This window comes from Janthinobacterium sp. YR213, from assembly GCF_900099875.1.
GTDB classification, from domain to species: Bacteria; Pseudomonadota; Gammaproteobacteria; order Burkholderiales; family Burkholderiaceae_D; genus Janthinobacterium; species Janthinobacterium lividum.
The window spans coordinates 1,589,486-1,615,985 of record NZ_FNDA01000001.1; the positions used below are offsets into that span (position 1 = coordinate 1,589,486).

28 protein-coding genes are annotated in these 26,500 nt (G+C 61.1%); 7 read left to right on the forward strand and 21 right to left on the reverse strand.

Translation table 11 applies throughout. The annotated features are described in order from the left end of the window. From BLT98_RS07045 to rpsO, 3 genes are all read right to left on the reverse strand, one after another. The gene (locus BLT98_RS07045; RefSeq protein ID WP_092606132.1) at positions 1–696 is read right to left on the reverse strand and encodes a hypothetical protein; all 696 of its coding nucleotides are present in this window, start codon (positions 694–696) and stop codon (positions 1–3) included. A 226-nt stretch (positions 697–922) separates the two neighbouring features. Then, entirely contained in the window at positions 923–3,040 is a 2,118-nt protein-coding gene (gene pnp / locus BLT98_RS07050) for a polyribonucleotide nucleotidyltransferase (protein WP_010399742.1), read from the reverse strand. A gap of 220 nt (positions 3,041–3,260) precedes the next feature. After that, a complete protein-coding gene (rpsO, locus tag BLT98_RS07055; RefSeq protein ID WP_010399743.1) occupies positions 3,261–3,530 on the reverse strand; it encodes a 30S ribosomal protein S15 in 270 nt (89 codons plus the stop codon). 185 nt (positions 3,531–3,715) lie between these two features. Between rpsO and bamE the strand changes: the two genes are divergently transcribed. Together bamE and BLT98_RS07065 are read left to right on the forward strand one after the other, a co-directional pair. Further along, on the forward strand, positions 3,716–4,213 hold the full coding sequence (gene bamE / locus BLT98_RS07060) for an outer membrane protein assembly factor BamE domain-containing protein (protein WP_092606134.1): 498 nt from the start codon (positions 3,716–3,718) through the stop codon (positions 4,211–4,213). A 136-nt stretch (positions 4,214–4,349) separates the two neighbouring features. Further along, on the forward strand, positions 4,350–6,407 hold the full coding sequence (locus BLT98_RS07065) for an Ig-like domain-containing domain (protein WP_092606136.1): 2,058 nt from the start codon (positions 4,350–4,352) through the stop codon (positions 6,405–6,407). A gap of 27 nt (positions 6,408–6,434) precedes the next feature. On the opposite strand, the gene BLT98_RS07070 is transcribed toward BLT98_RS07065, so the two are convergent. From BLT98_RS07070 to BLT98_RS07110, 9 genes are all read right to left on the reverse strand, one after another. Continuing rightward, positions 6,435–7,979 (reverse strand): 2-isopropylmalate synthase, encoded by a 1,545-nt coding sequence (locus tag BLT98_RS07070; RefSeq protein WP_092606138.1) that lies wholly within the window; start codon positions 7,977–7,979, stop codon positions 6,435–6,437. Between the two features lie 48 nt (positions 7,980–8,027). Then, positions 8,028–8,879 (reverse strand): CDP-diacylglycerol--serine O-phosphatidyltransferase, encoded by an 852-nt coding sequence (gene pssA / locus BLT98_RS07075; protein WP_070255639.1) that lies wholly within the window; start codon positions 8,877–8,879, stop codon positions 8,028–8,030. 155 nt (positions 8,880–9,034) lie between these two features. Next, the gene (locus BLT98_RS07080; RefSeq protein WP_092606140.1) at positions 9,035–9,793 is read right to left on the reverse strand and encodes an SIMPL domain-containing protein; all 759 of its coding nucleotides are present in this window, start codon (positions 9,791–9,793) and stop codon (positions 9,035–9,037) included. A 100-nt stretch (positions 9,794–9,893) separates the two neighbouring features. Beyond that, the gene (locus BLT98_RS07085; protein ID WP_034779548.1) at positions 9,894–10,649 is read right to left on the reverse strand and encodes an SIMPL domain-containing protein; all 756 of its coding nucleotides are present in this window, start codon (positions 10,647–10,649) and stop codon (positions 9,894–9,896) included. Between the two features lie 206 nt (positions 10,650–10,855). Next, complete coding sequence (locus BLT98_RS07090; RefSeq protein ID WP_092606142.1) at positions 10,856–12,094, reverse strand: MFS transporter; 1,239 nt, start codon at positions 12,092–12,094, stop codon at positions 10,856–10,858. Between the two features lie 192 nt (positions 12,095–12,286). After that, positions 12,287–12,889, reverse strand: a complete 603-nt coding sequence (locus tag BLT98_RS07095; RefSeq protein WP_170846240.1) for a hypothetical protein — start codon at positions 12,887–12,889, stop codon at positions 12,287–12,289. Continuing rightward, a complete protein-coding gene (gene ilvC / locus BLT98_RS07100; protein ID WP_034750044.1) occupies positions 12,847–13,863 on the reverse strand; it encodes a ketol-acid reductoisomerase in 1,017 nt (338 codons plus the stop codon). The genes BLT98_RS07095 and ilvC overlap by 43 nt, the downstream gene beginning before the upstream one ends. Positions 13,864–13,937: 74 nt before the next feature. Beyond that, positions 13,938–14,429 carry an acetolactate synthase small subunit gene (ilvN, locus tag BLT98_RS07105; protein WP_010399754.1) on the reverse strand — a complete coding sequence of 164 codons (492 nt, stop codon included), beginning with the start codon at positions 14,427–14,429 and terminating at the stop codon, positions 13,938–13,940. Between the two features lie 2 nt (positions 14,430–14,431). Next, positions 14,432–16,162, reverse strand: coding sequence for an acetolactate synthase 3 catalytic subunit (locus BLT98_RS07110; RefSeq protein WP_052139969.1), 1,731 nt, complete (start codon positions 16,160–16,162; stop codon positions 14,432–14,434). 497 nt (positions 16,163–16,659) lie between these two features. Between BLT98_RS07110 and BLT98_RS07115 the strand changes: the two genes are divergently transcribed. The 5 genes from BLT98_RS07115 (at position 16,660) to BLT98_RS07135 (ending at position 19,415) form a co-directional block, all read left to right on the forward strand. Continuing rightward, complete coding sequence (locus tag BLT98_RS07115; protein ID WP_034779551.1) at positions 16,660–17,229, forward strand: RNA polymerase sigma factor; 570 nt, start codon at positions 16,660–16,662, stop codon at positions 17,227–17,229. After that, a complete protein-coding gene (locus BLT98_RS07120; RefSeq protein ID WP_092606147.1) occupies positions 17,226–17,630 on the forward strand; it encodes a DUF3619 family protein in 405 nt (134 codons plus the stop codon). The genes BLT98_RS07115 and BLT98_RS07120 overlap by 4 nt, the downstream gene beginning before the upstream one ends. 2 nt (positions 17,631–17,632) lie before the next feature. Then, positions 17,633–18,397 (forward strand): DUF3106 domain-containing protein, encoded by a 765-nt coding sequence (locus tag BLT98_RS07125; protein ID WP_092606149.1) that lies wholly within the window; start codon positions 17,633–17,635, stop codon positions 18,395–18,397. Beyond that, positions 18,387–18,923: an RDD family protein gene (locus BLT98_RS07130; protein ID WP_092606151.1), complete on the forward strand. Its 537-nt coding sequence runs from the start codon at positions 18,387–18,389 to the stop codon at positions 18,921–18,923. The genes BLT98_RS07125 and BLT98_RS07130 overlap by 11 nt, the downstream gene beginning before the upstream one ends. Positions 18,924–18,986: 63 nt before the next feature. Further along, positions 18,987–19,415: a group III truncated hemoglobin gene (locus BLT98_RS07135; protein ID WP_092606154.1), complete on the forward strand. Its 429-nt coding sequence runs from the start codon at positions 18,987–18,989 to the stop codon at positions 19,413–19,415. On the opposite strand, the gene BLT98_RS07140 is transcribed toward BLT98_RS07135, so the two are convergent. The 9 genes from BLT98_RS07140 to BLT98_RS07180 all read right to left on the reverse strand — a co-directional run bounded on the left by BLT98_RS07140 (position 19,412) and on the right by BLT98_RS07180 (position 26,459). Beyond that, positions 19,412–20,170 (reverse strand): rRNA pseudouridine synthase, encoded by a 759-nt coding sequence (locus BLT98_RS07140; protein ID WP_092606156.1) that lies wholly within the window; start codon positions 20,168–20,170, stop codon positions 19,412–19,414. The genes BLT98_RS07135 and BLT98_RS07140 overlap by 4 nt on opposite strands. 163 nt (positions 20,171–20,333) lie before the next feature. Next, on the reverse strand, positions 20,334–21,251 hold the full coding sequence (locus BLT98_RS07145; RefSeq protein ID WP_092606158.1) for a class I SAM-dependent methyltransferase: 918 nt from the start codon (positions 21,249–21,251) through the stop codon (positions 20,334–20,336). Further along, complete coding sequence (iscX, locus tag BLT98_RS07150) at positions 21,238–21,432, reverse strand: Fe-S cluster assembly protein IscX (RefSeq protein ID WP_070288776.1); 195 nt, start codon at positions 21,430–21,432, stop codon at positions 21,238–21,240. Before iscX ends, BLT98_RS07145 begins: the two co-directional genes overlap by 14 nt. A gap of 1 nt (position 21,433) precedes the next feature. Continuing rightward, positions 21,434–21,775, reverse strand: coding sequence for an ISC system 2Fe-2S type ferredoxin (gene fdx / locus BLT98_RS07155; RefSeq protein ID WP_034750070.1), 342 nt, complete (start codon positions 21,773–21,775; stop codon positions 21,434–21,436). 69 nt (positions 21,776–21,844) lie between these two features. Further along, positions 21,845–23,725 carry a Fe-S protein assembly chaperone HscA gene (hscA, locus tag BLT98_RS07160; RefSeq protein WP_092606160.1) on the reverse strand — a complete coding sequence of 627 codons (1,881 nt, stop codon included), beginning with the start codon at positions 23,723–23,725 and terminating at the stop codon, positions 21,845–21,847. Positions 23,726–23,833: 108 nt separating this feature from the next. Beyond that, positions 23,834–24,349: a Fe-S protein assembly co-chaperone HscB gene (gene hscB, locus BLT98_RS07165; protein WP_070255677.1), complete on the reverse strand. Its 516-nt coding sequence runs from the start codon at positions 24,347–24,349 to the stop codon at positions 23,834–23,836. A gap of 66 nt (positions 24,350–24,415) precedes the next feature. Continuing rightward, positions 24,416–24,736 carry an iron-sulfur cluster assembly protein IscA gene (iscA, locus tag BLT98_RS07170; protein ID WP_010399774.1) on the reverse strand — a complete coding sequence of 107 codons (321 nt, stop codon included), beginning with the start codon at positions 24,734–24,736 and terminating at the stop codon, positions 24,416–24,418. 51 nt (positions 24,737–24,787) lie between these two features. Next, positions 24,788–25,177 (reverse strand): Fe-S cluster assembly scaffold IscU, encoded by a 390-nt coding sequence (iscU, locus tag BLT98_RS07175; protein WP_034779562.1) that lies wholly within the window; start codon positions 25,175–25,177, stop codon positions 24,788–24,790. 55 nt (positions 25,178–25,232) lie between these two features. Next, complete coding sequence (locus BLT98_RS07180) at positions 25,233–26,459, reverse strand: IscS subfamily cysteine desulfurase (RefSeq protein ID WP_275041781.1); 1,227 nt, start codon at positions 26,457–26,459, stop codon at positions 25,233–25,235. Positions 26,460–26,500: the final 41 nt, after the last annotated feature.

Below are 26,500 nucleotides of genomic sequence, written 5' to 3' on the forward strand. Positions count from 1 at the left end.
TTAATTCTTGATCGTGCCGATCAGCACGGGGGCCGACCACAGGCTGCGGTTGGGCAATAGATACTGCTGCGCCCCACCCTTGCGCCGCACCAGCCCACCCAGCTCTTGCGTCGGCGCCACCTGGCTGACGAACACGTTGACAGTGCCCTTGGGCATGATCTGATACACATCATACAGCGGCGCCTCGCTCTTCAAGGGCAAGCCGAAACAGTCGGCCAGGCTGGCGCAACGGCCCGACGCCAGTTGCAATTGCGCGCTGGTGGTGAAATATGGCGAGTACGGCGACACATTCTGGCCATGCGGCACGATTTTTACCAGCGCGGCCGACATGGCTTGCAAATCGGGCAAGGTGCTGCCGGAAGCAAGCTGCTCGACGGCGCGCGCGTAAATCGTCTCGGCCGGGGCGGCGGGATCGGCGGCGCGCAGTTCGCGCAGGAATTGCCGGCCCGGTGCGCTGTCCAGGTAGGGATCGATCGCTTCGCGCTGCAAGCCCGCCGTCTTGAAGGTGCTGAGGTCATTGATTTCGCGCGCATGCACGGCGCGCAAGGCGTCGAGGTCTTGCGCCGGCATGGCCGCGGACGCGGCGGCGATGGGAATGGGCAGCGGCACCGGCGTGGGTGCATTGTCCAGCTGTGCCCGGACACCGGGCGCGACGGCAAGCAGAAAGGCGGCGGCCAGCCCGCAGAATGTGCGCATGCTGCATCTCCTTGGAAGACTCGTTCAGGGGAAGATCCCCTTCCGAATCTACAAGGCGTGGCGGCGGCCGATACGCGCTGGATCAAGGCCGGTGCAGGCAGGCGGGCAATGCGGCACACGCCTTCGATACAGCGCAAACGCGGCGCATAAAAAAACCGCCAGGGCTTGCGCGCCGGCGGTTTTTAAGCATGCGGCCGAAGCCGCACTCAGGCGTACCTGAAGGACATCAAGCGGCTGGCGCTTCGTTGCCTTCGGCAGCCTTCATCGACAGTTTCAGGCGGCCGCGGTCGTCTGTTTCCAGCACTTTGACGCGCACCAGCTGGCCTTCTTTCAGGTAGTCGGCCACGGCGTTGACGCGCTCGTTGGCGATCTGCGAGATGTGCAGCAAGCCGTCCTTGCCTGGCATGACTTGCACGATGGCGCCGAAGTCCAGCAGTTTCAGCACGGTGCCTTCGTAGGTCTTGCCCACTTCGACGGAAGCGGTCAGTTCTTCGATGCGGCGCTTGGCTTCCTGGCCGGCAGCGGCGTCGACGGAAGCGATGGTGACCACGCCTTCGTCGCTGATGTCGATCTGGGTGCCCGTCTCTTCGGTCAGCGCGCGGATCACGGCGCCGCCCTTGCCGATCACGTCACGGATTTTTTCCGGGTTGATCTTGATGGTGATCAGACGCGGTGCGAAATCGGACAGTTCGGTTTTGACGTGCGGCATGGCTTTTTGCATTTCGCCCAGGATGTGCTCGCGGCCTTCCTTGGCTTGCGCCAGTGCCACTTGCATGATTTCCTTGGTGATGCCCATGATCTTGATGTCCATCTGCAGCGCCGTGATACCGTTGCGGGTACCGGCTACCTTGAAGTCCATGTCGCCCAGGTGATCTTCGTCGCCCAGGATGTCGGACAGCACGGCAAACTTGCCGCCTTCCTTGATCAAGCCCATGGCGATACCGGCCACGTGTTCTTTCATCGGCACGCCGGCGTCCATCAGTGCCAGGCAGCCGCCGCACACGGAAGCCATCGACGAGGAACCGTTCGATTCCGTGATTTCCGATACCAGGCGCACCGAGTAGCTGAACTCTTCAGCGGCTGGCAGGGCGGCGATCAGCGCGCGCTTTGCCAGGCGGCCGTGGCCGATTTCGCGGCGTTTTGGCGTACCGACACGGCCCGTTTCGCCGGTGGCGAACGGAGGCATGTTGTAATGCAGCATGAACGAGTCGGTGAACTCGCCCATCAGCGCATCGATCTTCTGGCTGTCGCGGGCGGTGCCCAGGGTAGCCACGACCAGCGCTTGCGTTTCGCCGCGCGTGAACAGGGCCGAACCGTGGGTGCGTGGCAGCACGCTGGTGCGGATCGAGATCGGACGCACGGTGCGCGTGTCGCGGCCGTCGATGCGTGGCTCGCCGTCCAGGATTTGCGTACGCACGATTTTCGCTTCGATGTCGAACAGGATGTTGTTGACTTCGGCGCTGTCGATGGACGCGCCGCCGGCGGCAGCCGCTTCGGCCGACAGGTCGGCGATCACTTCCGACGTCGCTGCTTTCAGCTTGGCCGTACGCTCTTGCTTGTCCTTGGTTTGATACGCGTCATTGATCTTGGCGTTGGCGAAATGCGCGACGCGGGCGATCAGTGCTTCGTTTTTCGGCGCAGGCGCCCATTCCACTTCCGGCTTGCCGCCGTCACGCACCAGGTCGTGAATCGCGTCGATGACGACTTTCATCTGGTCGTGGCCGAATACCACGGCGCCCAGCATGATTTCTTCGGACAGCTGTTTCGCTTCCGATTCGACCATCAGCACGGCCGTTTCGGTACCGGCGACAACCAGGTCCATTTCCGACGTTTTCAGCTGCTGGACGGTCGGGTTCAGGATGTACTGGCCATTGGCGTAACCGACGCGCGCGGCGCCGATAGGACCGTTGAAAGGCACGCCCGATACGCACAGGGCGGCCGATGCGCCGATCATGGCGGCGATGTCCGGATCGATTTCAGGGTTGACCGACAACACGTGAATGATGACTTGCACTTCATTCAGGTAGCCTTCCGGGAACAGCGGACGGATAGGACGGTCGATCAAACGGGATGTCAGTGTTTCTTTTTCGGAAGGACGGCCTTCGCGCTTGAAAAAACCGCCCGGGATTTTACCGGCAGCATAGGTTTTCTCGACATAATCAACCGTCAAAGGGAAGAAATCCTGGCCTGGCTTGGCATCTTTGCGTGCCACTACCGTTGCCAGAACGACGGTATCTTCGATCGACACCAGCACTGCGCCGGATGCCTGACGTGCGATTTCGCCGGTTTCCAGGGTCACTTGGTGTTGACCGTACTGGAAGGTTTTCGTAACTTTGTTAAACATGGGGTATCCCTTTTCTAATTGCCGACAGATTTTCAGGGGCTGTCGTTCACCTCACCACAGGCGGCAGAAACATCGTTGCCACCTTTACTACTTTACTTTTAAAACATGATATCGGGAGAGAATACTGTACTTCTCGATATAAATCCGGAATTCAAATGACAAAATGCCCGCGTCAGCGAACTGGCGCAGGCATTTCTGTATAAACCTTGTACGGCAAAAATTACTTGCGCAGACCAAGTTTAGCGATCAGGTCGCGATAACGGGTAGCGTCTTTAGCCTTCAGGTAGGACAACAGGCTCTTACGACGGTTGACCATCATGATCAGGCCGCGGCGGGAGTGGTGATCTTTCGAGTGGGCTTTGAAGTGGCCGTTCAGTTCGTTGATGCGAGCTGTCAGCAGTGCAACTTGCACTTCAGGGGAGCCGGTGTCGTTTTGACCACGTGCGTTGTCCGCGATGATAGCGGCTTTGTTGATGTTTTCTACTGTCATGATAAACCTTTCACATGCGGTGCACAGAGTCTGAACCCTATCCACCGTGAACTACGATTATTAAAATACTGGCCTATGCTGCCAACCAGACGCGCAAGTATATCGGAAAAATGCCCGCCTGTATCCTGCCGTGCGGCCTTTTCTCGGTGCATGATAGGATTTTCCTGCATTTCAGGAGGTCAAACATGAAAAAACTGCTCAAATCAGCAACACCGCTGCTGTTTGCCGCACTGGCCGGCTGCGCCAGCTGGAACGCTCCGCCGCCCCAGCCGGGCGAACCGCGCGCCGCCGTGGAAGCGCGCCTGGGCCGGCCGACGAATATCTATCAATTGCCCACCGGGCCTGAACTGGAATACGCGACGGGACCGTACGGCCAGTACACGTACATGGCCCGCTTCGGCCCCGACGACAAGTTGATTTCCTACGAGCAAGTGCTCGATACGCCGGGCTTTGCCCGCATCAAGGTGGGCGTGTCGACCCAACAAGACGTGCTGCACACCCTGGGCCGCCCGACGGAAACATCGTACCTGTCGCTGCCGAAACTGCACGTCTGGTCCTACCGCTACAAGGAATCGGGCGTGTGGGATTCCATGATGCACGTGCACTTCGACCACGACGGCATCGTACGCATGATGATGAACGGGCCCGATCCGGCCAAGGAAGAGCGGCGCTTTTTCTGGTAGCGGGCATGGCAGGCAGCCGTGCTCCTGTGTGCCGTGACAATGTGTGACTTTTCACCTGTGAACATTGTGTAAAGTCCTGCGGATAAAATGGCCCGTGCCGTGTTGGCCACACATTCAATCGACTGCAAGGAACCAGATGCCGCATCAGCAGGAAGTCAGCCGTCCATATCATCGTTTCGCCCCTCCCCTGTCCCTCGCACTCGCCCTTCTGCTGTCCGCCTGCGGCGGCGGTGGTGGGGGCGGTGGTGGGGGCGGTGGCGGCGTATCGCCGCCCGTCACACCACCGGTGACGCCACCCGCCAGCAGCAGCGATACGCCTCTGCTACTCACGGCAGGCAATGCCTCGGCGGCCCCCGTTCTGGCCTTCGGCAATGGCGCCGTGGCACTGGGCGCAGCACAAATGGTCGTCGACTGGGCTGGCCAGTTCAGCACGAGTACCACGCAAACGAAGCCCTGCCGCGGTGGCGGCACGCAAAGCGCCACGTTTAGCGACGCCAACGCCAACGGCAAGGTCGACGCGGGCGACAAGCTCAGCGTGACATATGTCGCTTGCCATTCAAAGGAACTGGAAGGCGTTGTCGACGGCACCATGAATGTCACGTTTGCGGCGCCAGTCAACGACCAGCATCTGGCGGGAACGATCAGCTTTGCTCCCGGCTTTGGCGACCACACCAGCACGCCGCGCGAAGATCTGGCGGGCAGCCTGCGCTTTGACCATAGCATCGGGCCACTCTCGCGGATGCTGCGCATTCATTCCGACACGCAACCATTCATCATGGTGTATTCCGACGCCAACCAGACTAAAAAGGAAACCATTACCGCGCTGGAGTTACAGCACGAGTTGCGCATCGATACGGCACGCGCCACCACCAGCATGCGCTACCACCTGGCCAGCGATTTGCTCGGCGGCAGCCTTGAGGTCAGCACGGCAACGCCATGGCGCGCCTGGTTCGACACCTACCCCGACGCCGGGGAACTGCTGCTGACCGGTGCGAACAACAACAAGGCCAGCCTGCGCGTCAATCCACGCCCGGCGCCGGACCAGCTCAACATCTTGCTCGGCGACACCGTACTGGCTACCGCCCCGGCCCAAGGCACAGGCTTTTTATGGAGTAGTAGCGCCTGGCGGCCACAAAATGCCAGCCTGGACCGCTACGACACAAAGTCCGACCTGCCCAGCGGCTTCCAGCTGCTGATCGCGCCGGACACGGCCAAACTGGCTCCGGCCGGCACACTGACCTGGGTATATACGCGCACGCTGGACACGCCACGGCTGCACAACGCGCTATTCCGGCAGCAGGGCAACGATCCGGTGGATATTCCGGCAACCATCAGCACCAATGGCGCCATACTGACAGTCCAGCCGGCCACACAACTGCGGGCCGGTGCCACTTATCAACTGACATTCGATAACCTGCAAAGCGATCCCATACGCGATATGGCCGGCAATGCCCTGAGTGCGCCGGCCGGCATCGTGAATGTGACACAAAGCATCAGCGCAGTCATCGGCACCAATGGAACGCCGGCCTTGATGCTGGGCGCCGGCGCCACGCTGACACTTGATGCCGGCGGCTCGTCGGCCCATGGTGCGCCGGCCAGCGGCACGCGCTGGCGGCAGCTTTCCGGCCCCGCGCTCGTCATGGATCAGCCGAATGCACAACGCGTCACGCTGTCGAGCCCGACGCCAGCCAAGGGCGTGGCCGTCATTGAATTGGAAGCAAGCAACGCCATAGGCGAATCCGACAAGCAGCGCATCAACATTGATGTACTGACCGATACCACACAGGCGCTGGTCTTCAGCTATCGGATCGGTACGGGCGCCCCGGTGATCGACAGCAACGCGGCCACTGCGGAAGCCAGCTATGTGCGCTACTTTTTGGACAAGAACGTGCTCGATATCATGTCCACCCGGAGCCATCTGCGCTTCCTGACAGGCTTGCCGGCCAACCAGGCCTGGCAGGCGGGCACCACCTTTTCCTATGGGCCGGGCAACACTGACGGCGTCGAGGGCGGTTTGCTCGGACGCTACAATTTACCGCAATGCACGTCTGCTGCAGGCAGCTTCACTGTGCTCGAATTTGCGCGTGACGCCACCGGCCAGCCATCGCGGGGCGCGCTCGATATCGACGACATGTGCGCCGGCACGCGCACGCAAATGTCGATCCGGTACGGCAGCGACTTGCCCTTGCGTTAAGAGCCCACCGGTCGCGGACTAGCGTTTTCAAGGCTGCGGATCGATACGCTCATCCTTGGCGTGCAGTTTATTTAACGCCGACAGATACGCCTTGGCCGAGGCGACGATGATGTCCGGGTCGGCGCCCACGCCGTTGACGATGCGCCCGTCGCGCGACAGGCGCATGGTGACTTCGCCCTGCGACTGCGTGCCCGTGCTGATGGCATTGACGGAGAACAAGACCAGCTCCGCACCGCTGGCGGCCGCGCTTTCGATGGCGTTGACGGTGGCGTCGACAGGGCCGTCGCCCCGCCCTTCGCAGCTCAGTTGCTTGCCGCCGACGAGAAATTCCACGCGCGCATGCGGCACGGCGCCCGTCGTCGACTGCTGCGTCAGTGAAATGAAACGATAGTGCTCACTCTCCTGCGCCTGCTGTTCCTCGCTGACGAGGGCCATGATGTCTTCGTCGAAGATCTCGGATTTCCGGTCCGCCAGCTCCTTGAAGCGGATGAAGGCGGCGTTGACTTCCGCTTCCGATTCCAGCGCGATGCCCAGCTCGTGCAGCCGCTGCTTGAAGGCATTGCGGCCCGACAGCTTGCCGAGGACGATCTTGTTGGCCGTCCAGCCCACGTCTTCGGCGCGCATGATTTCATACGTCTCGCGCGCCTTCAAGATGCCATCCTGGTGGATGCCGGACGCGTGCGCAAAGGCGTTCGCGCCGACGACGGCCTTGTTCGGCTGCACGGCAAAGCCCGTGATTTGCGACACCATCTTGGATGCGGCCACGATCTGCGTCGTATCGATGCCCACCGTCAAGTTGTAATAGGCGGCGCGCGTGCGCAGCGCCATCACCACTTCTTCCAGCGCCGTATTGCCGGCCCGCTCGCCGAGGCCATTGACGGTACACTCGATCTGCCGCGCGCCGCCGATCATGACGCCGGCCAGCGAATTGGCGACAGCCAGGCCCAGGTCGTTATGACAATGCACGGACCAGATGGCTTTATCGGAGTTCGGTATGCGTTCGCGCAAGCGCTTGATGGTATTGCCGAAGATCTCCGGCACGGCGTAACCGACCGTGTCGGGGAAATTGATGGTGGTGGCGCCCTCGGCGATCACGGCTTCCAGCACACGGCACAGGAAATCCTCGTCGGAGCGGCTGCCGTCTTCGGGGCTGAATTCAATGTCGTCCGTGAACTGACGCGCGTAGCGCACGGCGTTCTGTGCCTGCAGCAAGACTTCCTCGGGCGTCATGCGCAGCTTCATCTGCATGTGCAGGGGCGACGTGGCGATGAAGGTGTGGATGCGCTTGCGCTCGGCCGGCTGCAGGGCTTCGGCGGCGCGGGCGATGTCGCGGTCGTTGGCGCGCGACAGCGAGCAGATGGTGGACTCGCGCACGGCGCCAGCAATCGCCCGTATCGACTCGAAATCGCCCTGCGAGGCAGCGGCGAAGCCCGCTTCGATCACGTCGACCTTCATGCGTTCGAGCTGCTTGGCGATGCGCAGCTTTTCCTCGCGCGTCATGGAAGCGCCCGGCGATTGCTCGCCGTCGCGCAAGGTGGTGTCAAAAATGATGAGTCGGTTGCTGGTGTTCATGGCTGCTCCTGGCTGGCTGAAGACTGGCGACGCTACCGACTCAGCGCATCAATGCTCGGGGTCGGTCTGGATGATGCTGACGGGCTTGCCCTTCGCCATGCGCCAGAAAAACACGGCGTAGCCGGACAGGCCATAGGCGACGAAGATCGGGAACAGCACTTTCGGCGGATCGATGGAAATGAGCGCAAAGAACAATGCCAGCAGGAATACCACGATAAAGGGCACGGACTTGCGGAAATTCACATCCTTGAAACTGTAGAACGGCACGTTGGTGACCATGGTCAGGCCGGAGAACAGGGCGATCGTCCACGAGACCCAGGCCAGCTGGTTGCCGGCAAATTCCAGGTCGTTCATCAGCAGGATGAAACCGGCCACCATGGCCGCCGCCGCCGGGCTGGGCAAGCCCTGGAAGAAGCGCTTGTCGACCACGGCGATATTCGTGTTGAAGCGTGCCAGGCGCAAGGCGGCGCCGGCGCAATACACGAAGGCGGCCAGCCAGCCCAACTTGCCCATGCCGCGCAGCGACCATTCATAGATCACCAGCGCCGGCGCGGCGCCGAACGACACCATGTCGGACAGGCTGTCGTACTGGGCGCCGAATTCGCTCTGCGTATTCGTCAGGCGGGCGATGCGGCCGTCGAGGCCGTCGAGGATCATGGCGATGAAGATGGCCCAGGCTGCGTGTTCGAATTTCTGGTTCATGGCCATGACGATGGCGTAGAAGCCGCAAAACAGGGCTGCCGTCGTGAAGGCATTCGGCAACAGATAGATGCCGCGGCGGCGCAAGGTTTTCTTGCCAGTGCCATCGCTCACCGGCTGGCGCACGAATTTGCTGAAGCGGGACGCTTTGGATACTGCGGGGGTGCCGTTCTTGCCTCTACGACGGGGGAAGTTTGCCATGTTGTTCCATATCTTGTGTACTGCGGGGATTCGGTGCCAGATGGCAGGCGCATTCGTCTTGCGGCATGCGCCTGCCGATGTTGCCATTATAGAGGAGCCACCGCCAAAGAAAAGCGCGGCGGCGTCAAGCTGGCAATATTGACGCCGATACTATCCTATTTGAACTTGATCTTCGCCACCAGGCCCATGTTCAGGGTCGTTTCGCCCGCTTCGAAACTCGGTTCGGCCACCTGGTTGCCGCCATAGCCCATGGCATCGGCGCTCATGCTGGCGCGCGCACCGGTAATGTTGACGCGCTGCGCGTAGTTGCCCGAACCTTCGAAATCGATGGTGTCGATCACGGCGTCATTGACATTGCGGCCCATGGCGCCGGCGATGGCGGCCACGCGCTCGTTCAAGTTCTTGTACGCGGCCGCGATGCGCTGGTCGTCGAGCTTGCGGATGGTGGCGGGCGCCAGGCCGAAATTCAGGCGGTTCAGGGTCAGCACGCCTTGCGCCGCGGACACGGTTTTCGGCAAGGCGGCCAGGTTGGTCGTCGTCACCTGCAGATACTGGCCCACTCGCCAGCCGGTCGGCACACGCGGCTTGGCGGCGGCGCCCGGCGGCAGGGGCGCCGTTTCCGGATACACGGCATACGTGTAGTAGCCCTGGGTCTTCAGCACGGCTTGCGGATCGGCTTTCTTGACGATGGCCGCGCCCTGGTTCATCTTCTGGTTCACGCGCGAGGCGGCGGCGGCCTTGTCCTTGTCCTGCTCTTCGATGGCCAGGGTGACGGTCACCTGGTCGTTCGCATGCACCACTTCGCCGTTGGCGGGCACCACCACGAGGGTGCCGGAGGTGGGCAAGGCCTGGGCTTGTGCGCTCAGGGCAACGGTAGCGGCGACGGCAGCCAGCATAGCTTTCATGACGGTCATAGTGTTCTCCTGGAAATAATGGGGCAAAAACGACCATGGGGCCAGCAGCCCCATGATCTTTACAACATGCTAACGCGGAAGCCTTTCCGCGCGACTCAGCTTACTTGAACTTGACCTTGCCGACGACGCGCATGTCAAGCGTCGTTTCGCCCGGCTCGAAGCTCGGTTCGGCAACGGTGCTGTCTTCAGCCATCTTGGCGCTGCGCATCATCATCGGCGCGGCGGCAGCACGGTTTTCGGTGACATAGTTGCCCGAACCTTCGAAGTCCACCGTATCGAGCACGGCGTCGGAAACGTTGCGGCCCATGGCCTTGGCGATGGCGGCCACGCGTTCGTTCAGGTTTTTATACGTGGCGGCGATGCGCTGGTCATCCAGCAGGCGGATGGTTTCCGGCTTCAGGCCGAAATTCAAGCCGTTCAGGGTCAGCACGCCTTGCGCCGCCGACACGGTTTTTGGCAGGGACGCCAGGTTGGCCGTCGTCACTTCCAGGTACTGGCCCACGCGCCAGGCCGTTGGCAGGCGCGGCTTGGCCACGGCGCCAGCCGGCAATGGACGCTCTTCCGGATACACGGGATAGGTGTAGTAACCGTACGATTTCAATGCTGCCGACGGATCGGCCTGCTTGACGATGGCGATACCCTTGTTCATCTTCTGGTTGACTCTCGACGCGGCCGCAGCCTTGTCCTTGTCCTGTTCTTCGACGGCCAGGGTAGCGACCACCTGGTCATTGACATGCTTGACTTCGCCAAACGCGGGTACGACCACCAGGGTGCCGTTGGTCGGCAGGGATTGGGCTTGTGCGCTCAGGGCAACGGTGGCGGCGGCGGCAACAAGGACGGATTTCATCACGGTCATGGGGGTACTCCTAGGTAGTTAATATGGCTGACAGCCAGCGAAGGAGACGCTTTTGCCATCCCTTTCGCCTGAGAAACTTGTCAAACTGTGTAGATTCTAACGCCTCATTCATTCCTGTGGCGCAAATTAACAAATCGTCACAAAATGTGCTTGCCAGTCACATCTGCTCACATTTCAACACACCGACATTCAAAATAACAATGTTATTAGTGGCCGTGCACTGCACCGCCGCTGCGCCGGCCCGGCTTGAAACTATGCCGGTGCGCGCGCCAGGCGATGGTCAGTGCCACCATCAGCAAGGCCAGCATGGCCCACGGAAACGACGCCGCGCCATAACCGTCGAGCAGCATGCCGCCCGCCAGGCCGCCGCCCGCGATGGCCACGTTCCAGATGGTCGCCACCATCGCCTGCGCCACATCCATGCCGTCGCCAGCCGCGTCCGCCGACGCCGTCTGCAGCAAGGTGCCGGCGCCGCCAAAGGTGATGCCCCAGATGGCCATGCTGACATAGATGACGATCGGGGAGTCCATCGCCAGGCCCAGCGCCACCATCACGAGGGCAAACGCGGCGATGCAGCCAAGCACGAGCGGGCGCAGCCAGCGGTCGATCAGCTGGCTGACCAGCCAGATGCCGGCCAGCGAGCCCACGCCATACACAAGCAGCACCAGGTCGACGCGGGGGCGCAAGCCGGACGGCGCCAGGAACGGCGCGATGTACGTATACAGAATGTTATGCGCCAGCATCCAGGCGACGATGACGGCCAAGATCGGCCGCACGCCCGGCGTCATGAACACCTGACGGATCGACAGGCGTTCGCCATTCTTTTGCCCCGGATAATCGGGCACGGCCAGCAACACCCACGCGACCAGCACCACGGCCAGGCCGGACATGATGCCGAAGATGCTGCGCCAGCCCAGCACGCCACCCATCAGGGTGCCCAGCGGCACGCCCAGCGACAGGGCCAGCGGCGTGCCGATCATGGCAATGGCCATCGCCCTGCCCTGCTGTTCGACGCTGACCATGCGGCGCGCGTAGCCGGCCATCAAGCCCCAGGCCAGGCCAGCGGCCATGCCGGTGACGAAGCGCGAGGCCAGGGCGACCATATAGTTGGGCGACAGGGCCGTCGCCGTATTGAAGATCAAAAAGCCGATGATGGCCAGCAGCAAGACATTGCGCCGGCGCCAGCCGCTCGTCAGGGCCGTCAGGGGAATGGCCGTCAGGATCGAGCCGATGGCGTAGACGGTCACCAGCTGGCCCGTCATGACTTCGGAAATATTCAGGTCCCGGGCAATCTGCGGCAGCAAGCCGGCCGGCAGGGTTTCCGACAGGAGGGCGAGAAACGCCGTCATGGCCAGGGCCAGCAAGGCCAGGACGGGAAGCCGTTCGGAAACGGAGGATTCTGCAGTGCCCGGCATGGGTACTGTGGCGGTAATGCGGTCAGTCATAGGGGTCCTTCAGGTTGCGCAAGCGGCTGATCAATTAGCGCCTGGCGTGCTACAAAAGCGGTGATGCGCGTTGCGGTCGGCAGATACCGAAACAGATGCAGTCCATAGGAAACTGCAAAGGAAGGGCGGAATTATATAGGAGGCGGGCGAAAAGCGTGCGCGCCAAGACAGCCGTGCTTGAACCGGCAGTGCTCAAGCTGGTGTCATGCAGGCATCATTGGCCGCCTTGCGTGGCGAAAACCAGGCATTCGATTTCGGACTGTACAGGAAGGCGCAGATGACGGCGAACGTCAGCGCGCCAGGCAAGACGCTCATCTTGACCGGCAAGGTCGCCAGGCAGAATGCAATGTCGATCACGCCCCACACCAGATACACCGTGCGCGCGCCACGCTGCCGTTGCAGCATGGCCAGCGCCGCCACCAGGGTGATGCCCTGGCTGAAGAGCAACATCGCGTATTGCACCTCGGCGGGAATCACGCCGTCCCCCATTGCGGCCAGCATGGCGGGATCGTGGCGGCCGAGGAAAGCCGACGCCAGCGCTAATAGCGAGCCGATGACCAGAAACCAGCAGCTGACGGCAACCGCGACGGGGCGCTTGACCACATGAAGATTGCCGACAAAAACTTTAGAAAAAACAAGCATGAGGCTGACGGTATTGTTGAATGGGCCTGATTGTAACGGATGTTGCCTGCCAAGCGCCTGCGCACAAAAAAGCCGGCTTACGCCGGCTTTGTCTGAAGACCTGGAACTGCTTAGTTTTTCGACTGGTCGACCATCTTGTTCTTGGCGATCCAAGGCATCATGGCGCGCAGTTTCGCGCCCACTTCTTCGATCTGGTGCTCGGACGTCAGGCGGCGGCGCGAGATCAGGGTCGGTGCGCCTGCCTTGTTTTCCAGGATGAAGCTCTTTGCGTATTCGCCCGTTTGAATGTCTTTCAGGCATTGACGCATCGCATCCTTGGTGGCCGAGGTCACGACCTTGGGACCGGTCACGTATTCGCCGTATTCGGCGTTGTTCGAGATCGAGTAGTTCATGTTGGCGATGCCGCCTTCATAGATCAGGTCAACGATCAGCTTCAGTTCGTGCAAGCACTCGAAGTAGGCCATTTCAGGCGCGTAACCGGCTTCCGTCAGGGTTTCGAAGCCAGCCTTGATCAGTTCCACGGCGCCGCCGCACAGCACGGCTTGTTCGCCGAACAAGTCCGTTTCAGTTTCTTCGCGGAAGTTCGTTTCGATGATGCCGGCACGGCCGCCGCCGTTGGCCGAGGCGTACGACAGGGCGATATCGCGGGCGATGCCCGATTTGTCCTGGTACACGGCGATCAGGTGGGGCACGCCGCCACCCTGGGTGTAGGTGGCGCGGACGGTGTGGCCCGGGGCTTTCGGCGCGACCATGATCACGTCCAGGTCGGCGCGTGGCACGACTTGGCCGTAATGCACGTTGAAGCCGTGGGCGAAGGCCAGGACGGCGCCTTGCTTGGCGAACGGGGCGATGTTTTCGTTGTAGACCTGGGCGATGTTTTCATCCGGCAACAGAATCATGATGACGTCGGCTGCTTTCACGGCGTCGTTGACTTCCGCTACTTTCAAGCCCGCTTGCTCGACCTTGGTCCACGAAGCGCCGCCCTTGCGCAGGCCGACGGTGACGTTGACGCCCGAATCGTTCAGGTTTTGTGCGTGTGCATGGCCTTGCGAACCGTAGCCGATGATGGCAACGTTTTTGCCTTTGATCAAGGAGAGGTCAGCGTCTTTGTCGTAAAAAACTTTCATGGTATTTCCTATAATTTGATGATGCGTTGTTGTTTTAAATGCGGCGCCAGGGCCGCGTAGAGCTGCTTGTCTTTTTATACTTTGAGGATGCGTTCGCCGCGGCCGATACCGGAACCACCCGTGCGGACGGTTTCCAGGATGGCGGCGCGGTCGATCGAATCGATGAACGCGTCGAGCTTGACCTTGTTGCCGGTCAGTTCGATCGTGTACGTCTTTTCGGTGACATCGATGATGCGGCCACGGAAGATATCGGCGGTGCGCTTCATTTCCTCACGCTCCTTGCCCACGGCACGAACCTTGATCAGCATCAACTCGCGTTCGATATGCTGGCCTTCGGTCAGGTCCACCACCTTCACCACTTCGATCAGGCGGTTCAGGTGCTTGGTGATCTGCTCGATGATGTCGTCCGAGCCGCTGGTGACGATGGTCATGCGCGACAGGGTCGAGTCTTCCGTCGGCGCCACCGTCAATGTTTCGATGTTGTAGCCGCGTGCCGAGAACAGGCCCACCACGCGCGACAGGGCGCCCGCTTCGTTTTCCAGCAAGACAGAAATAATATGGCGCATGATTAGAGGTCCTCCGAGCCGAGCATCATTTCGGACAGGCCTTTGCCGGCTTTCACCATGGGCCACACGTTTTCGGACTGGTCGGTAATGAAGTTCATGAATACCAGCCTGTCTTTCATGCCAAACGCCTCTTTCAGGGCGCCGTCGACGTCGCCCGGTTTTTCAATTCTCATGCCCACGTGTCCGTAGGCTTCAGCCAGCTTCTCGAAGTCGGGCAGCGAATCCATGTACGACTCGGAATAGCGCGAACCGTAATCGATTTCCTGCCACTGGCGCACCATGCCGAGGAAACGGTTGTTGAGCATGATGATCTTCGGCGTCAAATGATACTGCTTGCACGTCGCCAATTCCTGGATGCACATCTGGATCGAACCTTCGCCGGTAATACAGGCAACGGTGGCGTCCGGATTGGCCATCTGCACGCCCATGGCATACGGCAAGCCGACACCCATGGTGCCCAGGCCGCCGGAATTGATCCAGCGGCGCGGCTTGTCGAAGCCATAATATTGCGCAGCCCACATCTGGTGCTGGCCCACGTCGGACGTGATGAAGGCGTCGCCCTTGGTGATTTGGAATACCTTTTCCACCACCGCTTGCGGCTTGATGACCAGGTCGGAGGTCGGGTATTTCAGGCATTCGCGGCCACGCCATTCGGCGATCTGCTTCCACCAGTTACTCAATGCATTGACGTTCGGCTTGGCTTCGGCCGCGTCCAGTTGCGCCAGGAATTCGATCAGCACATCCTTGACGTTGCCGACGATGGGAATATCGACCTTCACGCGCTTGGAAATCGACGATGGATCGATGTCCACGTGGATGATCTTGCGCGGATGCGAAGCGAAATGTTTCGGGTTGCCGATCACGCGGTCATCGAAACGGGCGCCGATGGCGATCAGGACGTCGCAGTTCTGCATCGCCATGTTCGCTTCATAGGTGCCGTGCATGCCGGGCATGCCGACATACTGCTCGCTCGAGGCGCGGTAGCCGCCCAGGCCCATCAAGGTGTTGGTGCATGGGAAACCCAGGCGGTCGACCAGCTTGTTCAGCTCGGCCGAGGCATTTGCCAGGATCACGCCGCCGCCCGTGTAGATCATCGGACGTTCCGCTTGCAGCAGCAATTGCACGGCCTTGCGGATCTGGCCGGAATGGCCCTTGTCGACGGGACGGTAGGAGCGCATCTCGACTTCCTTCGGATAGTCGAAATGGCATTTGTGCATGCTGATATCCTTCGGGATATCGACCAGCACGGGTCCCGGACGGCCGGTACGGGCGATGAAGAAAGCCTTCTTGATCGTCGCTGCCAGGTCCTTGACGTCCTTGACGAGGAAGTTGTGCTTGACCACGGGGCGGGTGATGCCGACCGTGTCGCATTCCTGGAACGCATCCTGCCCGATGGCGTGGCTCGGCACCTGGCCGGAGATCACGACCATGGGAATCGAGTCCATGTACGCGGTGGACAGGCCCGTGACGGCATTCGTGACGCCCGGACCGGACGTGACGATGGCGACACCGACCTTGTTCGAGCTGCGCGAATAGGCATCGGCGGCGTGGATCGCGGCCTGCTCGTGGCGTACCAGGATATGCTGGAATTTGTTTTGCTGGAAGATGGCGTCGTAGATGTAGAGTACGGCTCCGCCCGGGTATCCAAAGACGTGCTCGACGCCCTCTTCAGCCAGACAGCGCACGACAATTTCTGCGCCGGTAATTGGTCCTGCTGCTGCTTCGGTATTCATGAAACATTCCTTTCAAGGTCCATTGGAGATTGATCGGATGTTCTTTCCTGACGAAGTTCGCCGTGCGCGACAGTGCTCCTGCTTCCCTTTTCATGCGGTCACGACATTTCTTTGGGCACCCATAGATACCTTACAAAACAACGCTTAACGCAACTCGTTTGGCCGGAGTTTCTGTGGCGCCTGTACGAACCGCTCGCGCTTGTGGCGCGGGTTAGAACAAACTGCCTACAAATGAAAGCGCGTCTTGCCGCGGATGGCCTTGTGTGCCGGTCGCGACCTGACCATAGGGCTTTGGGGTGTTCAAAGCGTCCCATACGTTATCGCGTTGCACCATTATGGTCAAGGAAAATGTCAGCGCTGCTGCCTTTTTGCTCACCCGATATGCAAAAACCATGCGGAAACGCACATTTTTTGCTAGCATGCGCTCAGTTTACGAAAAGCAGTCCCGCCTCCTCTCCGCCCACAGCACACGCAGCCGTTAGCTCGCCCCATACCGCATGGCAACAGACAAAGAATTATCCGACTTTCTAGAAAATGTCGAGCGGCGCGCTTTCAAGCAGGCCGCCTACGCGGTCCGCAAGGAAGAATCGGCACTCGACATCGTGCAGGACGCCATGATCAAGCTGGCCGAAAAGTACGGCGACAAGCCGGCCGCCGAGCTGCCGATGTTGTTCCAGCGCATCTTGCAAAACACCATACTCGACTATTTCCGTCGCGAAAAAGTGCGCAACACCTGGGTCAGCCTCTTCTCCGGCATGAAGCCCTCGGGCGACGAGCATGAGGATTTTGATATACTTGATACTTATGAATCGGAACAGGGCTCCAGCGCCGCCGAATCCTCGGCCGACCAGGTCGAACGCGCGCAAATCCTTGATTTGATTGATGCAGAGGTACAAAAACTGCCCTCACGTCAACGCGAAGCCTTCCTCATGCGTTATTGGCAGGACATGGATGTGGCTGAAACAGCGGAAGCGATGGGTTGCTCCGAAGGTAGCGTGAAAACACATTGCTCTAGAGCTACCCACACGCTCGCCGAATCGCTGAAAGCCAAGGGAATTAAATTATGAACACCGACGATCTCAATTTCGCTTACAAAGTGCGCCATGCACTGAACGAAAAACTCGACGACCTGCCCGCATCGGCCACCGATCGCCTGGCAGCGGCACGCAAACTGGCCCTGTCGCGCAAGAAGGCGGACGCGCCCGCCGCCGTCACCGTGCGTCAGAACGTGTTCGCCGGCGTGGCCAGCAGCCTGTTTGTCGAGCCGCTGTCGTGGCTGGGCCGCATGAGCGTGATCATCCCCCTGCTGCTGCTGGTCGGCGGCATGGTGGGCATCTATCAGTTTGAGCAGGAACAACATATTGCCGAACTGGCAGAAATCGACGCCGCCGTGCTGTCGGACGAATTGCCGCTCTCCGCCTACATGGACCATGGCTTCAACGCCTACCTGACGAAACGCGAGCAATAAACATGGCACGCTCGAGCGTACGCAAAGGCTGGCTGGCTGGCGGCATCGGCCTGGGTGCTTGCGCCCTCGCTGGCGCCGCCTGGGTAGGCGCGCAGCAACATGCCGCTCCCGTCGCCCCTCCCGTGGCGGCCGCGCCCGTGTTGGCGCCGCCCCCGGCCCCGGCCGTCAAGCCCGGCTCCCCCCGCACGGCAGGCAAAGGCGGCACGCCGCCCAAGGCCAGCGACAACCCGTCCTGGAACAAGCTGTCGCGCGCGCAGCAGGAAGCCCTGCAGCCGCTGGCGGGCGAATGGAACAAGCTGGAAGCCTTGCGCAAGCAGAAATGGCTCGATATCGCCAGCCGTTTTGCCTCCATGACGCCGGACGAGCAAACCCGCGTGCATGAACGCATGCGCGAATGGGTCAAGCTGACGCCGGAACAGCGCCGCCTCGTGCGCGAAAACTATACGCGCACGAAGAAGATTGATCCGGGTCAAAAAACCGCGCAATGGGAGCAGTACCAGCAATTGCCGGAAGATCAAAAGAAAAAGCTGGCGACGGAACCCGTGCCGAAAAAACCGCTGGGCAAAGTGCCCGCGATCAATTCCAACACGAGCAAGCCGCCCGTGCTCATGGCGCCCGCCACGCCGGCAGCGCCTGCCGCCGCCGCGCCCGTCCTGCCGCCCGCTCCCGCAGCGCCGGCAGTGCCGGCAGTGCCGGCAAGCGATCCTGCCGCCGTGCCAGTCACGCCACCTACCACGCCTGCCCCACTGCCAACCAATGTCAAATAGCACGCCTGCCGCCAGCATCACTTCCCATCCCACGATCAAGCGTCGCCTGATTTCCATGGTGTACGAGTCGCTGCTGGCCCTGGCCGTGCTGTTCCTGCCCTTCCTGCTGTTTGAACTGGCCGTGCAAGGCGCACATACGCCGTTGACGGAACACATGCGCCAATGCCTGGCCTTCCTCGTCATGGGCGCGTATTTCATCCATCAATGGAGCCGCGAAGGGCAAACCCTGGCCATGAAGACGTGGCGTTTGCAACTGGTACTGCCGGGCCATGCCCACGTGCCGCTGCGCGTGGCCGCGTACCGTTACGTCCTGTCATGGATGTGGCTGCTGCCAGCGCTCGTGGCAGCGTATGCCTTCGAGCTGCAGCACTGGACTGCCCTGGGTGCCATCGGCATCGGCATCCTGGCCTGGTCAAGCACGGCCCTGTTCACGGGCAATGGGCAATTCCTGCACGACAAGCTGGTGGGCACGCAGATCGTCCAATTGCCGGCCCCCGCAAAGAAGTCGAAGAAAGTCGCCGCCTGAGTTTTTGCGCGGCTTGACCTGGGTCATTGAAGCGCCACGGGGGCTCTGCGATCATGGCATGCCATGAATAATACCGCCCCCCTCCCCCACACACGCTTCGCCCCCTATCGCGAGGAAGTCTGCAGCGAAGACGAAGTCAGGCATCTCGTCCACACCTTTTATGCGGCCGCGCGCGACGACGTCATGCTGGGTCCCATCTTTGCCGCCGAGGTCAAGGATTGGGATGCCCATCTGGCAACATTGATCGATTTCTGGTCAGGCTTGCTGCGCGGCACCATGCGCTACCACGGCAAGCCTCTGGCCCAGCACGCGCAAATGGAAAATTTGACGCCCTGCATGTTCCGCCGCTGGCTGACCCTGTTCTTCGCCACGACCGAGAGCATGGGCAATGCGGCCCTGCAAGAGAAGGCCGATACCATCGCCTTGAATATTGCCGAACGGCTATGGAAAAGCTTTGCGGAAAGCCATTCCATCGTGGCGCCGCAGCTTTAGAACCTCTCGTAACCCTGCAGGTAGCGCCACTGACCTGACGGCATGGCGCCCATCGGGATACGGCCGATGCGCAAGCGCTTCATGGCGACCACTTCCAGTCCCACCATCTTGCACATGTGGGCGATCTGGCCCGGCTGCACGTTTTTCAGGGCGAAACGCAAACGCGTTTCATTTTGCCAGCTGACCTTGATCGGCGGCAAAGGCTTGCCATTGAAGGGCAAGCCGTGATTGAGCAGCGCCAGGCCGTTTTCCATGATGTCGCCGGCCACTTCCACGATGAATTCCTGCTCCACCGTTTTCGCTTCGTCGACCAGCTTGCGGGCGACGCGGAAATCCTGCGTGAATACCAGCAAGCCGGACGCCATGGTCTCGAGCGGGTTGGTGATGGTCAGGCCGATCAGGTGGCGCTTGAGGAAGCGCGTGACGGAGCTGGGCGCCACATTTTCCGGTGTGAAAATCTCTTCGGGACGCAAACAGCTCAATGCCGGTTTCCCCTCGCTGCCCACGCCACCGTTGATCCCGACCGGCTTGTGCAGCAAGATCGTCACGGGCGGCATTTCTTCCAGGGTCGCATTCGGCAGCAGCACCACCGTTTGATTATCGGCCACGCGCGCGCCCGACTCTTCCACCAGCACGCCATCGACCGTTACCCAGCCGCCCTCGATATACAGCTCGGCCTCGCGGCGCGAACAGGGCACGTCTTCAGACAGGCGCTTGGCCAGGCGGACGGTGGGCATTTCAATAGGTGTGGTCATGGGGAGGCGCAAAAAGCAAGAGGAGGAGAAAGCCGGTATTGTAACCGACCCGCTCCTCCCCTCTTGTTGATTGCGCAGGTGGTTGTCGGATTACGCTGCGCTAATCCGACCTGCGTGGCGCATCAGGTAGGTTGGATTAGCGGCTTGCCGCGTAATCCAACCATCAGGCCGTGGCCTTGGCCAATTCCTCGGCAAAGAAACGGTGCCCCATCTCTTCCAGGCCCAGCGTTTGCAGCACTTCCTGCAGGCGCTCCGTCGGGCGCTGGCGCGGCAAGTTCTTGTAACTGGCGATGATCAGCTCATTCTTCATCGAATGCTCCCAGCCCACCAGTTCCGTCACGCTGACCTGGTAGCCATGGGCTTCCAGCTGCAGACAGCGCAGCACGTTGGTGATCTGGCTGCCGAACTCGCGCGTGTGCAACGGGTGGCGCCACAATTCCGTCAAGACACTCTTGCCCAGGCTCTTGCCCTTGTTCTTCTTCAACACGGACGCGACTTCCGCCTGGCAACATGGCACCAGCACCATGAATTTCGCCTTTTTCTTCAAGGCGAAGTGGATGGCGTCGTCGGTGGCCGTATTGCACGCGTGCAAGGCCGTGACGATGTCGATCTGCTGCGGCAGCAAGGTCGATTCCGTCGATTCGGCCACGGACAGCGGCAAGAACGACATGCCGGGGAACTTGAATTTCTTGGCCAGCTCCTGCGAACGCTGCACCAGTTCTTCGCGCGTCTCGATGCCGTAGATGTGCGAACCGTCATTGCCATTCTTGAAGAACAGGTCGTACAGGATGAAGCCCAGGTAGGACTTGCCGGCGCCGTGATCGACCAGCGAGACGCCAGGATGGTCCAGCTGCACTTCGCGCAGCAGCGGCTCGATGAACTGCGTCAGGTGATATACCTGTTTCAACTTGCGGCGGCTGTCCTGGTTCATCTTGCCGTCGCGCGTCAGGATGTGCAATTCCTGCAGCAAGGCGACCGACTGGCCATCCTTGATTTCGGGCATGTTGCTGGCGGCGGTGATGACGTCTTTCGGCACAGCGGCTACGGTGGCGGCGGTTGCCGCGCCCTTAGCGCGCTTCATCGATCCACGCCATCTGTATCGCTTCGAGCACTTTTTCGCCGCCGCGCGTGTGGTCATCGTCGAAGCCGTCCAGCTCCACCACCCAGTTGTGCAGGTCGGTGAAACGCACGGTCAGGGGATCGATGTCCGGATGCGCGTCGAACAAAGCCTCGGCGATCGCGTGTATGTCGGACCATTTCATGTTAGTGGCTGCCTTCGCTGACCTGGTTGATCGTGTATTTCGGGATTTCGACGACGAGATCGGCCTCGGCCACGATGGACTGGCACGACAGGCGCGACACGGCTTCCAGGCCCCAGGCCTTGTCCAGCATGTCCTCTTCCAGTTCCGTCGCTTCGTTCAAGGATTCGATGCCTTCGCGCACCAGCACGTGGCAGGTGGTGCAGGCACACGATTTTTCGCAGGCGTGCTCGATGTCGATGTCGTTTTCCAGCAGGATGTCGCAGATGGACTTGCCGGCAGGTGCTTCGATGACGGCGCCGTCCGGGCAAAGCTTGGCGTGCGGCAGGATAACGATTTGTGGCATGGTGTCTTCTTTCAGTCTGTCATTCGGGGCGCGGCCGCGGCATGTGCGCGGCCCGCTGTTCAATTGGTTTTATACGACCTGGTCGAGCGATTTACCCGTCAAGGCCGTGCGCACGCTGCGGTCCATGCGGCGCGAGGCGAAATCCTCGGTGCCGTCGGCGAGCGCCTCGATCGCCAGCTTCAAGGCCTGGTGGTCGATGGCGCCGCTTTGCGATTGCGCAATAGCGTCACGCACCTTGTTCATCAAGCCATCCACGGTGACGCGTTCGGCGTCATCGAGCAAGCCGCCGTCTTCGTCCAGCGCCGACTGCGTGGCCAGCAGGATGCGTTCCGCTTCCACCTGCTCTTCGCGCAAGGCGCGCGCCACCATGTCGACGTCGGCCGACGTGTACGAATCCTGCAGCATGCGGGCGATGTCATCGTCGCCCAGGCCATACGCCGGCTTGACGCTGATCGACGCTTCCACGCCCGAGCGCAATTCGCGCGCCGAGACGGACAGCAAGCCATCCGCATCGACCTGGTAGGTGATGCGGATGCGCGCTGCGCCCGCCACCATCGGCGGAATGCCGCGCAGCTCGAAGCGCGCCAGCGAACGGCAATCGCTGACCAGTTCGCGCTCGCCCTGCAGCACGTGCACGGCCAGGGCCGTCTGACCATCCTTGAATGTCGTGAATTCCTGGGCTCTGGCGCACGGGATGGTCGAATTGCGCGGGATGATCTTTTCCACCAGCCCGCCCATGGTCTCGATGCCCAGCGACAGTGGGATCACGTCCAGCAGCAGCCAGTCGTCGCCGGCGGCGCGGTTGCCTGCCAGTAAGTTCGCCTGGATGGCCGCGCCCAGCGCCACCACTTTGTCCGGGTCGATGTTCGCGTGCGGCGTCGTGTGGAAGAATTCGCTCACGGCGCGCTGCACGTGCGGCATGCGCGTGGCACCGCCCACCATCACCACGCCGTCGACGTCGTCCGCATCCACGTTCGCGTCGCGCAGGGCTTTCTTGATGGCGTTCATGGTTTTCACGACCAGGTGCGAAGTCATGGCGGCGAATTCTTCGGCCGTGATGCGCAGATGGATCTCTTCGCCCGAGTTCAGCTTGGCGTCGATCGTCGTTTCCGACTTGGTCGACAGCAATTCCTTGATCTCGCGTGCCTTGACCATCAGGATGGCCGTGTCTTCGTCGGACAGCGGCGCCAGCTTGGCATGCTCGCTGATCCAGCAGAACAGGCGGCGGTCGAAGTCGTCGCCGCCCAGGGCCGAGTCGCCGCCCGTGGACAGCACTTCGAAGACGCCCTTGCTCAGTTTCAGGATCGAGATGTCGAAGGTACCGCCGCCGAGGTCATACACGGCGTACACGCCTTCGGAAGCGTTGTCGAGGCCATACGCGATGGCGGCGGCCGTCGGCTCGCTCAGCAGGCGCAGCACGTTGATGCCGGCCAGCTGCGCCGCATCCTTGGTTGCCTGGCGCTGTGCGTCGTCAAAGTAGGCTGGCACCGTGATCACGGCGCCCACCAGGTCGTCGCCGAGCGAATCTTCCGCGCGCTGGCGCAGGGTGGCGAGGATTTGCGCCGACACTTCGACGGGGCTTTTCACGCCGGCCACGGTTTTCAGCTGCACCATGCCAGGCGTATCCTGGAAGTCGTACGGCAGGTTTTCCGCGTAAGCGATGTCAGCCAGGCCGCGGCCCATGAAGCGTTTCACGGAAACGATGGTGTTCTTCGGGTCGGTGGTTTGCGCAGCCAGGGCCTTGTAGCCGATGTTGGCGTGGCCGTTCGACAGGTAGCGCACGACGGAGGGCAGCAAGGAGCGCCCGTCTTCGTCGTTGAGCACCTCGGGGATGCTGTTGCGGACGGTGGCGACCAGGGAATTGGTGGTGCCAAGATCGATGCCGACGGCCAGGCGGTGCTGGTGCGGCGCGGTCGACATGCCTGGTTCGGAAATTTGCAGAAGTGCCATTGTATTCGTGCCTCGATTAATTTTTTGCGTGATGCAGTTGATGCCTGACGCGCATTATAAGTCGCGGGCCAGACTGGCGCTTGGCACGCCGGTCAAGCGATCGCCTGGTCAAGCCTCGATGGCCTCATAGGCAAAACGCACTTCCTCGCCGAATTTGTCGAGGAACATCAGGGCGCGCACGCTTTGCGCGGCATTCGCGTAGTCGGCAGCATCCAGCTGGGCCGCCACCTGGGCCAGCAAGGCCTTGCGTTCGCCGCGCAGCTGGCGATCCAGCGCATCGAGCGCGTCGGCATCCTTGCCGGCACGGGCGTCGCCCAGCTCTTCGCGCCACTCCATCTGCTGCATCAGGAAGCTGACGGGCATGGCCGTGTTCGACTCCGTCTGCAGGTCGACACCATTGAGTTCGCACAGGTATTGCGCGCGCTTTTGCGGGCTTTTCAGGGTTTGATAGGCTTCATTGGCGCGCGTGGCCCATTGCATCGCCACGCGCTTTTCAGCGCTGCTGGCGTTGATGAAACGGTCCGGGTGGACCTTGCCCTGCACGTCGCGGTAGGCAGAGTCGAGCGCGCTCATGTCGAGCGAGAACTGCGCCGGCAACTGGAATAATTCGAAGTGGTTTTGCATAATGGTCAGTGGTCGCTGTACCGCAATCGATGGGTACAGCGCACCGACCGGGGTCTTGCCAGCTGTTTAAATCCTGAAGGACTCGCCGCAGCCGCAGGCGTCTTTTTCGTTCGGATTGTGGAACTTGAAGCCTTCGTTCAAGCCTTCGCGCGCGAAATCGAGCTCCGTGCCGTCGATGTAAGGCAGGCTTTTCGGGTCGACGAAGACTTTCACGCCGTGCGATTCGAAGACGCTGTCTTCGGCCGCCACTTCATCGACATACTCAAGCTTGTAAGCCAGGCCCGAGCAGCCCGTGGTCCGCACGCCAAAGCGCAGGCCCATGCCCTTGCCGCGCCGTTCGATATAACGGTTGATGTGTTTCGCCGCTTTTTCGGTCAGTGTGATCATGTATTTCTCCGTAACTGCCCCGGCCTTGCGGCTGGGGCGGGCTACCAACGTTTAAGCTGCTGCCGGGTGACGGGTCTGGTAATCCAGCACTGCCGCCTTGATGGCGTCTTCCGCCAGGATCGAGCAGTGGATCTTCACTGGCGGCAGGGCCAGTTCTTCGGCGATCTGCGTGTTCTTGATGGCCAGTGCCTGGTCCAGGGTCTTGCCCTTGACCCATTCGGTCACCAGCGAGCTCGACGCGATGGCCGAACCGCAGCCGTAGGTCTTGAATTTCGCGTCTTCGATCAGGCCATCGGCGCCGACCTTGATCTGCAGTTTCATCACGTCGCCGCAGGCAGGCGCGCCTACCATGCCGGTGCCGATGGTTTCATCACCCTTGTCGAAAGCGCCCACGTTGCGCGGGTTTTCGTAGTGATCGAGTACTTTGTCCGAGTAAGCCATTTTGATGCTCCTTTAATATTCTTGCCGGTCCCGTCAACAGGGGCCACGGTGTTGGTTAGTGGGCTGCCCATTGGATGGAATTAATGTCGATGCCATCCTTGAACATGTCCCACAGCGGCGACAGGTCGCGCAGCTTGTGTACTTTCGATTTCAGCAGGTTCACGGCGAAGTCGATGTCTTCCTCGGTCGAGAAGCGGCCGATGGTGAAGCGGATCGAGCTGTGCGCCAGTTCGTCGCTGCGGCCCAGTGCGCGCAGCACGTACGATGGTTCCAGGCTGGCCGAGGTGCAGGCCGAACCGGACGACACGGCAATATCCTTGATCGCCATGATCAGCGACTCGCCTTCAACGTAATTGAAGCTCACGTTCAGGTTGTGCGGCACGCGGTGATCCATGTCGCCGTTGATGTAGACTTCTTCGATCTCTTGCAAGCCCTTGGCCAGGCGGTCGCGCAAGGCCTTGATGCGACCGATTTCGCTGTCCATTTCTTCCTTGGCGATACGGAACGCTTCGCCCATGCCGACGATCTGGTGCGTCGGCAGGGTGCCCGAACGCAGGCCGCGCTCATGGCCGCCACCGTGCATCTGCGCTTCCAGGCGCACGCGCGGCTTGCGGCAGACGTACAGGGCGCCCACGCCTTTCGGGCCGTAGGTTTTATGTGCCGTGAAGGTCATCAGGTCGACCTTGGTCTTTTGCAGGTCGATGACGACCTTGCCCGTCGCTTGCGCGGCGTCGCAATGGAAGATGATGCCTTTCGAGCGGCAGAACACGCCGATTTCGTCGATCGGCTGGATCACGCCGATTTCATTGTTCACCAGCATGACCGACACGAGGATGGTGTCCGGGCGCACGGCCGCGGCCAGCTGCTCGACGGTGATCAGGCCGTTGTCCTGCGGTTCCAGGTAGGTCGCTTCAAAGCCGATGCGTTCCAGTTCGCGCACCGTGTCCAGCACCGATTTGTGCTCGGTCTTGACGGTGATGATGTGCTTGCCCTTGGTCTTGTAGAACTGTGCCGCGCCCTTGATGGCCAGGTTGTTGCTTTCCGTCGCGCCGGAGGTCCAGATGATTTCGCGCGGATCGGCGTTCACCAGGGCCGCCACGTAGCCGCGCGCCTCTTCCACGGCTTTTTCCGCCGTCCAGCCATACATGTGGCTGCGCGATGCCGGATTGCCGAACTGCTCGCGCAGGTATGGAATCATCTTGTCGGCGACGCGTGGATCGATCGGCGTGGTGGCCGAGTAATCCATGTAGATCGGGAAATGCGGTGCGGTTTCAAAGTGCACTTGGCCTACGTTTTTTTCTGGGGCGTTCATCAATAACTCCT

What these genes read in the sequence shown, in the direction of transcription:
- iscA (WP_010399774.1), bottom strand. Translation starts at nt 24,736, where the DNA reads ATGATCACACTGACCGAAAAAGCGGCGAAACACATCAACCGTTATATC.
- BLT98_RS07135 (WP_092606154.1), top strand. Translation starts at nt 18,987, where the DNA reads ATGAATAATACCGCCCCCCTCCCCCACACACGCTTCGCCCCCTATCGC.
- BLT98_RS07130 (WP_092606151.1), top strand. Translation starts at nt 18,387, where the DNA reads ATGTCAAATAGCACGCCTGCCGCCAGCATCACTTCCCATCCCACGATC.
- hscA (WP_092606160.1), bottom strand. Translation starts at nt 23,725, where the DNA reads ATGGCACTTCTGCAAATTTCCGAACCAGGCATGTCGACCGCGCCGCAC.
- iscU (WP_034779562.1), bottom strand. Translation starts at nt 25,177, where the DNA reads ATGGCTTACTCGGACAAAGTACTCGATCACTACGAAAACCCGCGCAAC.
- fdx (WP_034750070.1), bottom strand. Translation starts at nt 21,775, where the DNA reads ATGCCACAAATCGTTATCCTGCCGCACGCCAAGCTTTGCCCGGACGGC.
- BLT98_RS07045 (WP_092606132.1), bottom strand. Translation starts at nt 696, where the DNA reads ATGCGCACATTCTGCGGGCTGGCCGCCGCCTTTCTGCTTGCCGTCGCG.
- rpsO (WP_010399743.1), bottom strand. Translation starts at nt 3,530, where the DNA reads ATGACAGTAGAAAACATCAACAAAGCCGCTATCATCGCGGACAACGCA.
- BLT98_RS07125 (WP_092606149.1), top strand. Translation starts at nt 17,633, where the DNA reads ATGGCACGCTCGAGCGTACGCAAAGGCTGGCTGGCTGGCGGCATCGGC.
- iscX (WP_070288776.1), bottom strand. Translation starts at nt 21,432, where the DNA reads ATGAAATGGTCCGACATACACGCGATCGCCGAGGCTTTGTTCGACGCG.
- hscB (WP_070255677.1), bottom strand. Translation starts at nt 24,349, where the DNA reads ATGCAAAACCACTTCGAATTATTCCAGTTGCCGGCGCAGTTCTCGCTC.
- ilvC (WP_034750044.1), bottom strand. Translation starts at nt 13,863, where the DNA reads ATGAAAGTTTTTTACGACAAAGACGCTGACCTCTCCTTGATCAAAGGC.
- BLT98_RS07115 (WP_034779551.1), top strand. Translation starts at nt 16,660, where the DNA reads ATGGCAACAGACAAAGAATTATCCGACTTTCTAGAAAATGTCGAGCGG.
- BLT98_RS07120 (WP_092606147.1), top strand. Translation starts at nt 17,226, where the DNA reads ATGAACACCGACGATCTCAATTTCGCTTACAAAGTGCGCCATGCACTG.
- BLT98_RS07070 (WP_092606138.1), bottom strand. Translation starts at nt 7,979, where the DNA reads ATGAACACCAGCAACCGACTCATCATTTTTGACACCACCTTGCGCGAC.
- BLT98_RS07110 (WP_052139969.1), bottom strand. Translation starts at nt 16,162, where the DNA reads ATGAATACCGAAGCAGCAGCAGGACCAATTACCGGCGCAGAAATTGTC.
- BLT98_RS07090 (WP_092606142.1), bottom strand. Translation starts at nt 12,094, where the DNA reads ATGACTGACCGCATTACCGCCACAGTACCCATGCCGGGCACTGCAGAA.
- ilvN (WP_010399754.1), bottom strand. Translation starts at nt 14,429, where the DNA reads ATGCGCCATATTATTTCTGTCTTGCTGGAAAACGAAGCGGGCGCCCTG.
- pnp (WP_010399742.1), bottom strand. Translation starts at nt 3,040, where the DNA reads ATGTTTAACAAAGTTACGAAAACCTTCCAGTACGGTCAACACCAAGTG.
- BLT98_RS07065 (WP_092606136.1), top strand. Translation starts at nt 4,350, where the DNA reads ATGCCGCATCAGCAGGAAGTCAGCCGTCCATATCATCGTTTCGCCCCT.
- BLT98_RS07080 (WP_092606140.1), bottom strand. Translation starts at nt 9,793, where the DNA reads ATGACCGTCATGAAAGCTATGCTGGCTGCCGTCGCCGCTACCGTTGCC.
- BLT98_RS07145 (WP_092606158.1), bottom strand. Translation starts at nt 21,251, where the DNA reads ATGAAGCGCGCTAAGGGCGCGGCAACCGCCGCCACCGTAGCCGCTGTG.
- pssA (WP_070255639.1), bottom strand. Translation starts at nt 8,879, where the DNA reads ATGGCAAACTTCCCCCGTCGTAGAGGCAAGAACGGCACCCCCGCAGTA.
- BLT98_RS07140 (WP_092606156.1), bottom strand. Translation starts at nt 20,170, where the DNA reads ATGACCACACCTATTGAAATGCCCACCGTCCGCCTGGCCAAGCGCCTG.
- BLT98_RS07085 (WP_034779548.1), bottom strand. Translation starts at nt 10,649, where the DNA reads ATGACCGTGATGAAATCCGTCCTTGTTGCCGCCGCCGCCACCGTTGCC.
- bamE (WP_092606134.1), top strand. Translation starts at nt 3,716, where the DNA reads ATGAAAAAACTGCTCAAATCAGCAACACCGCTGCTGTTTGCCGCACTG.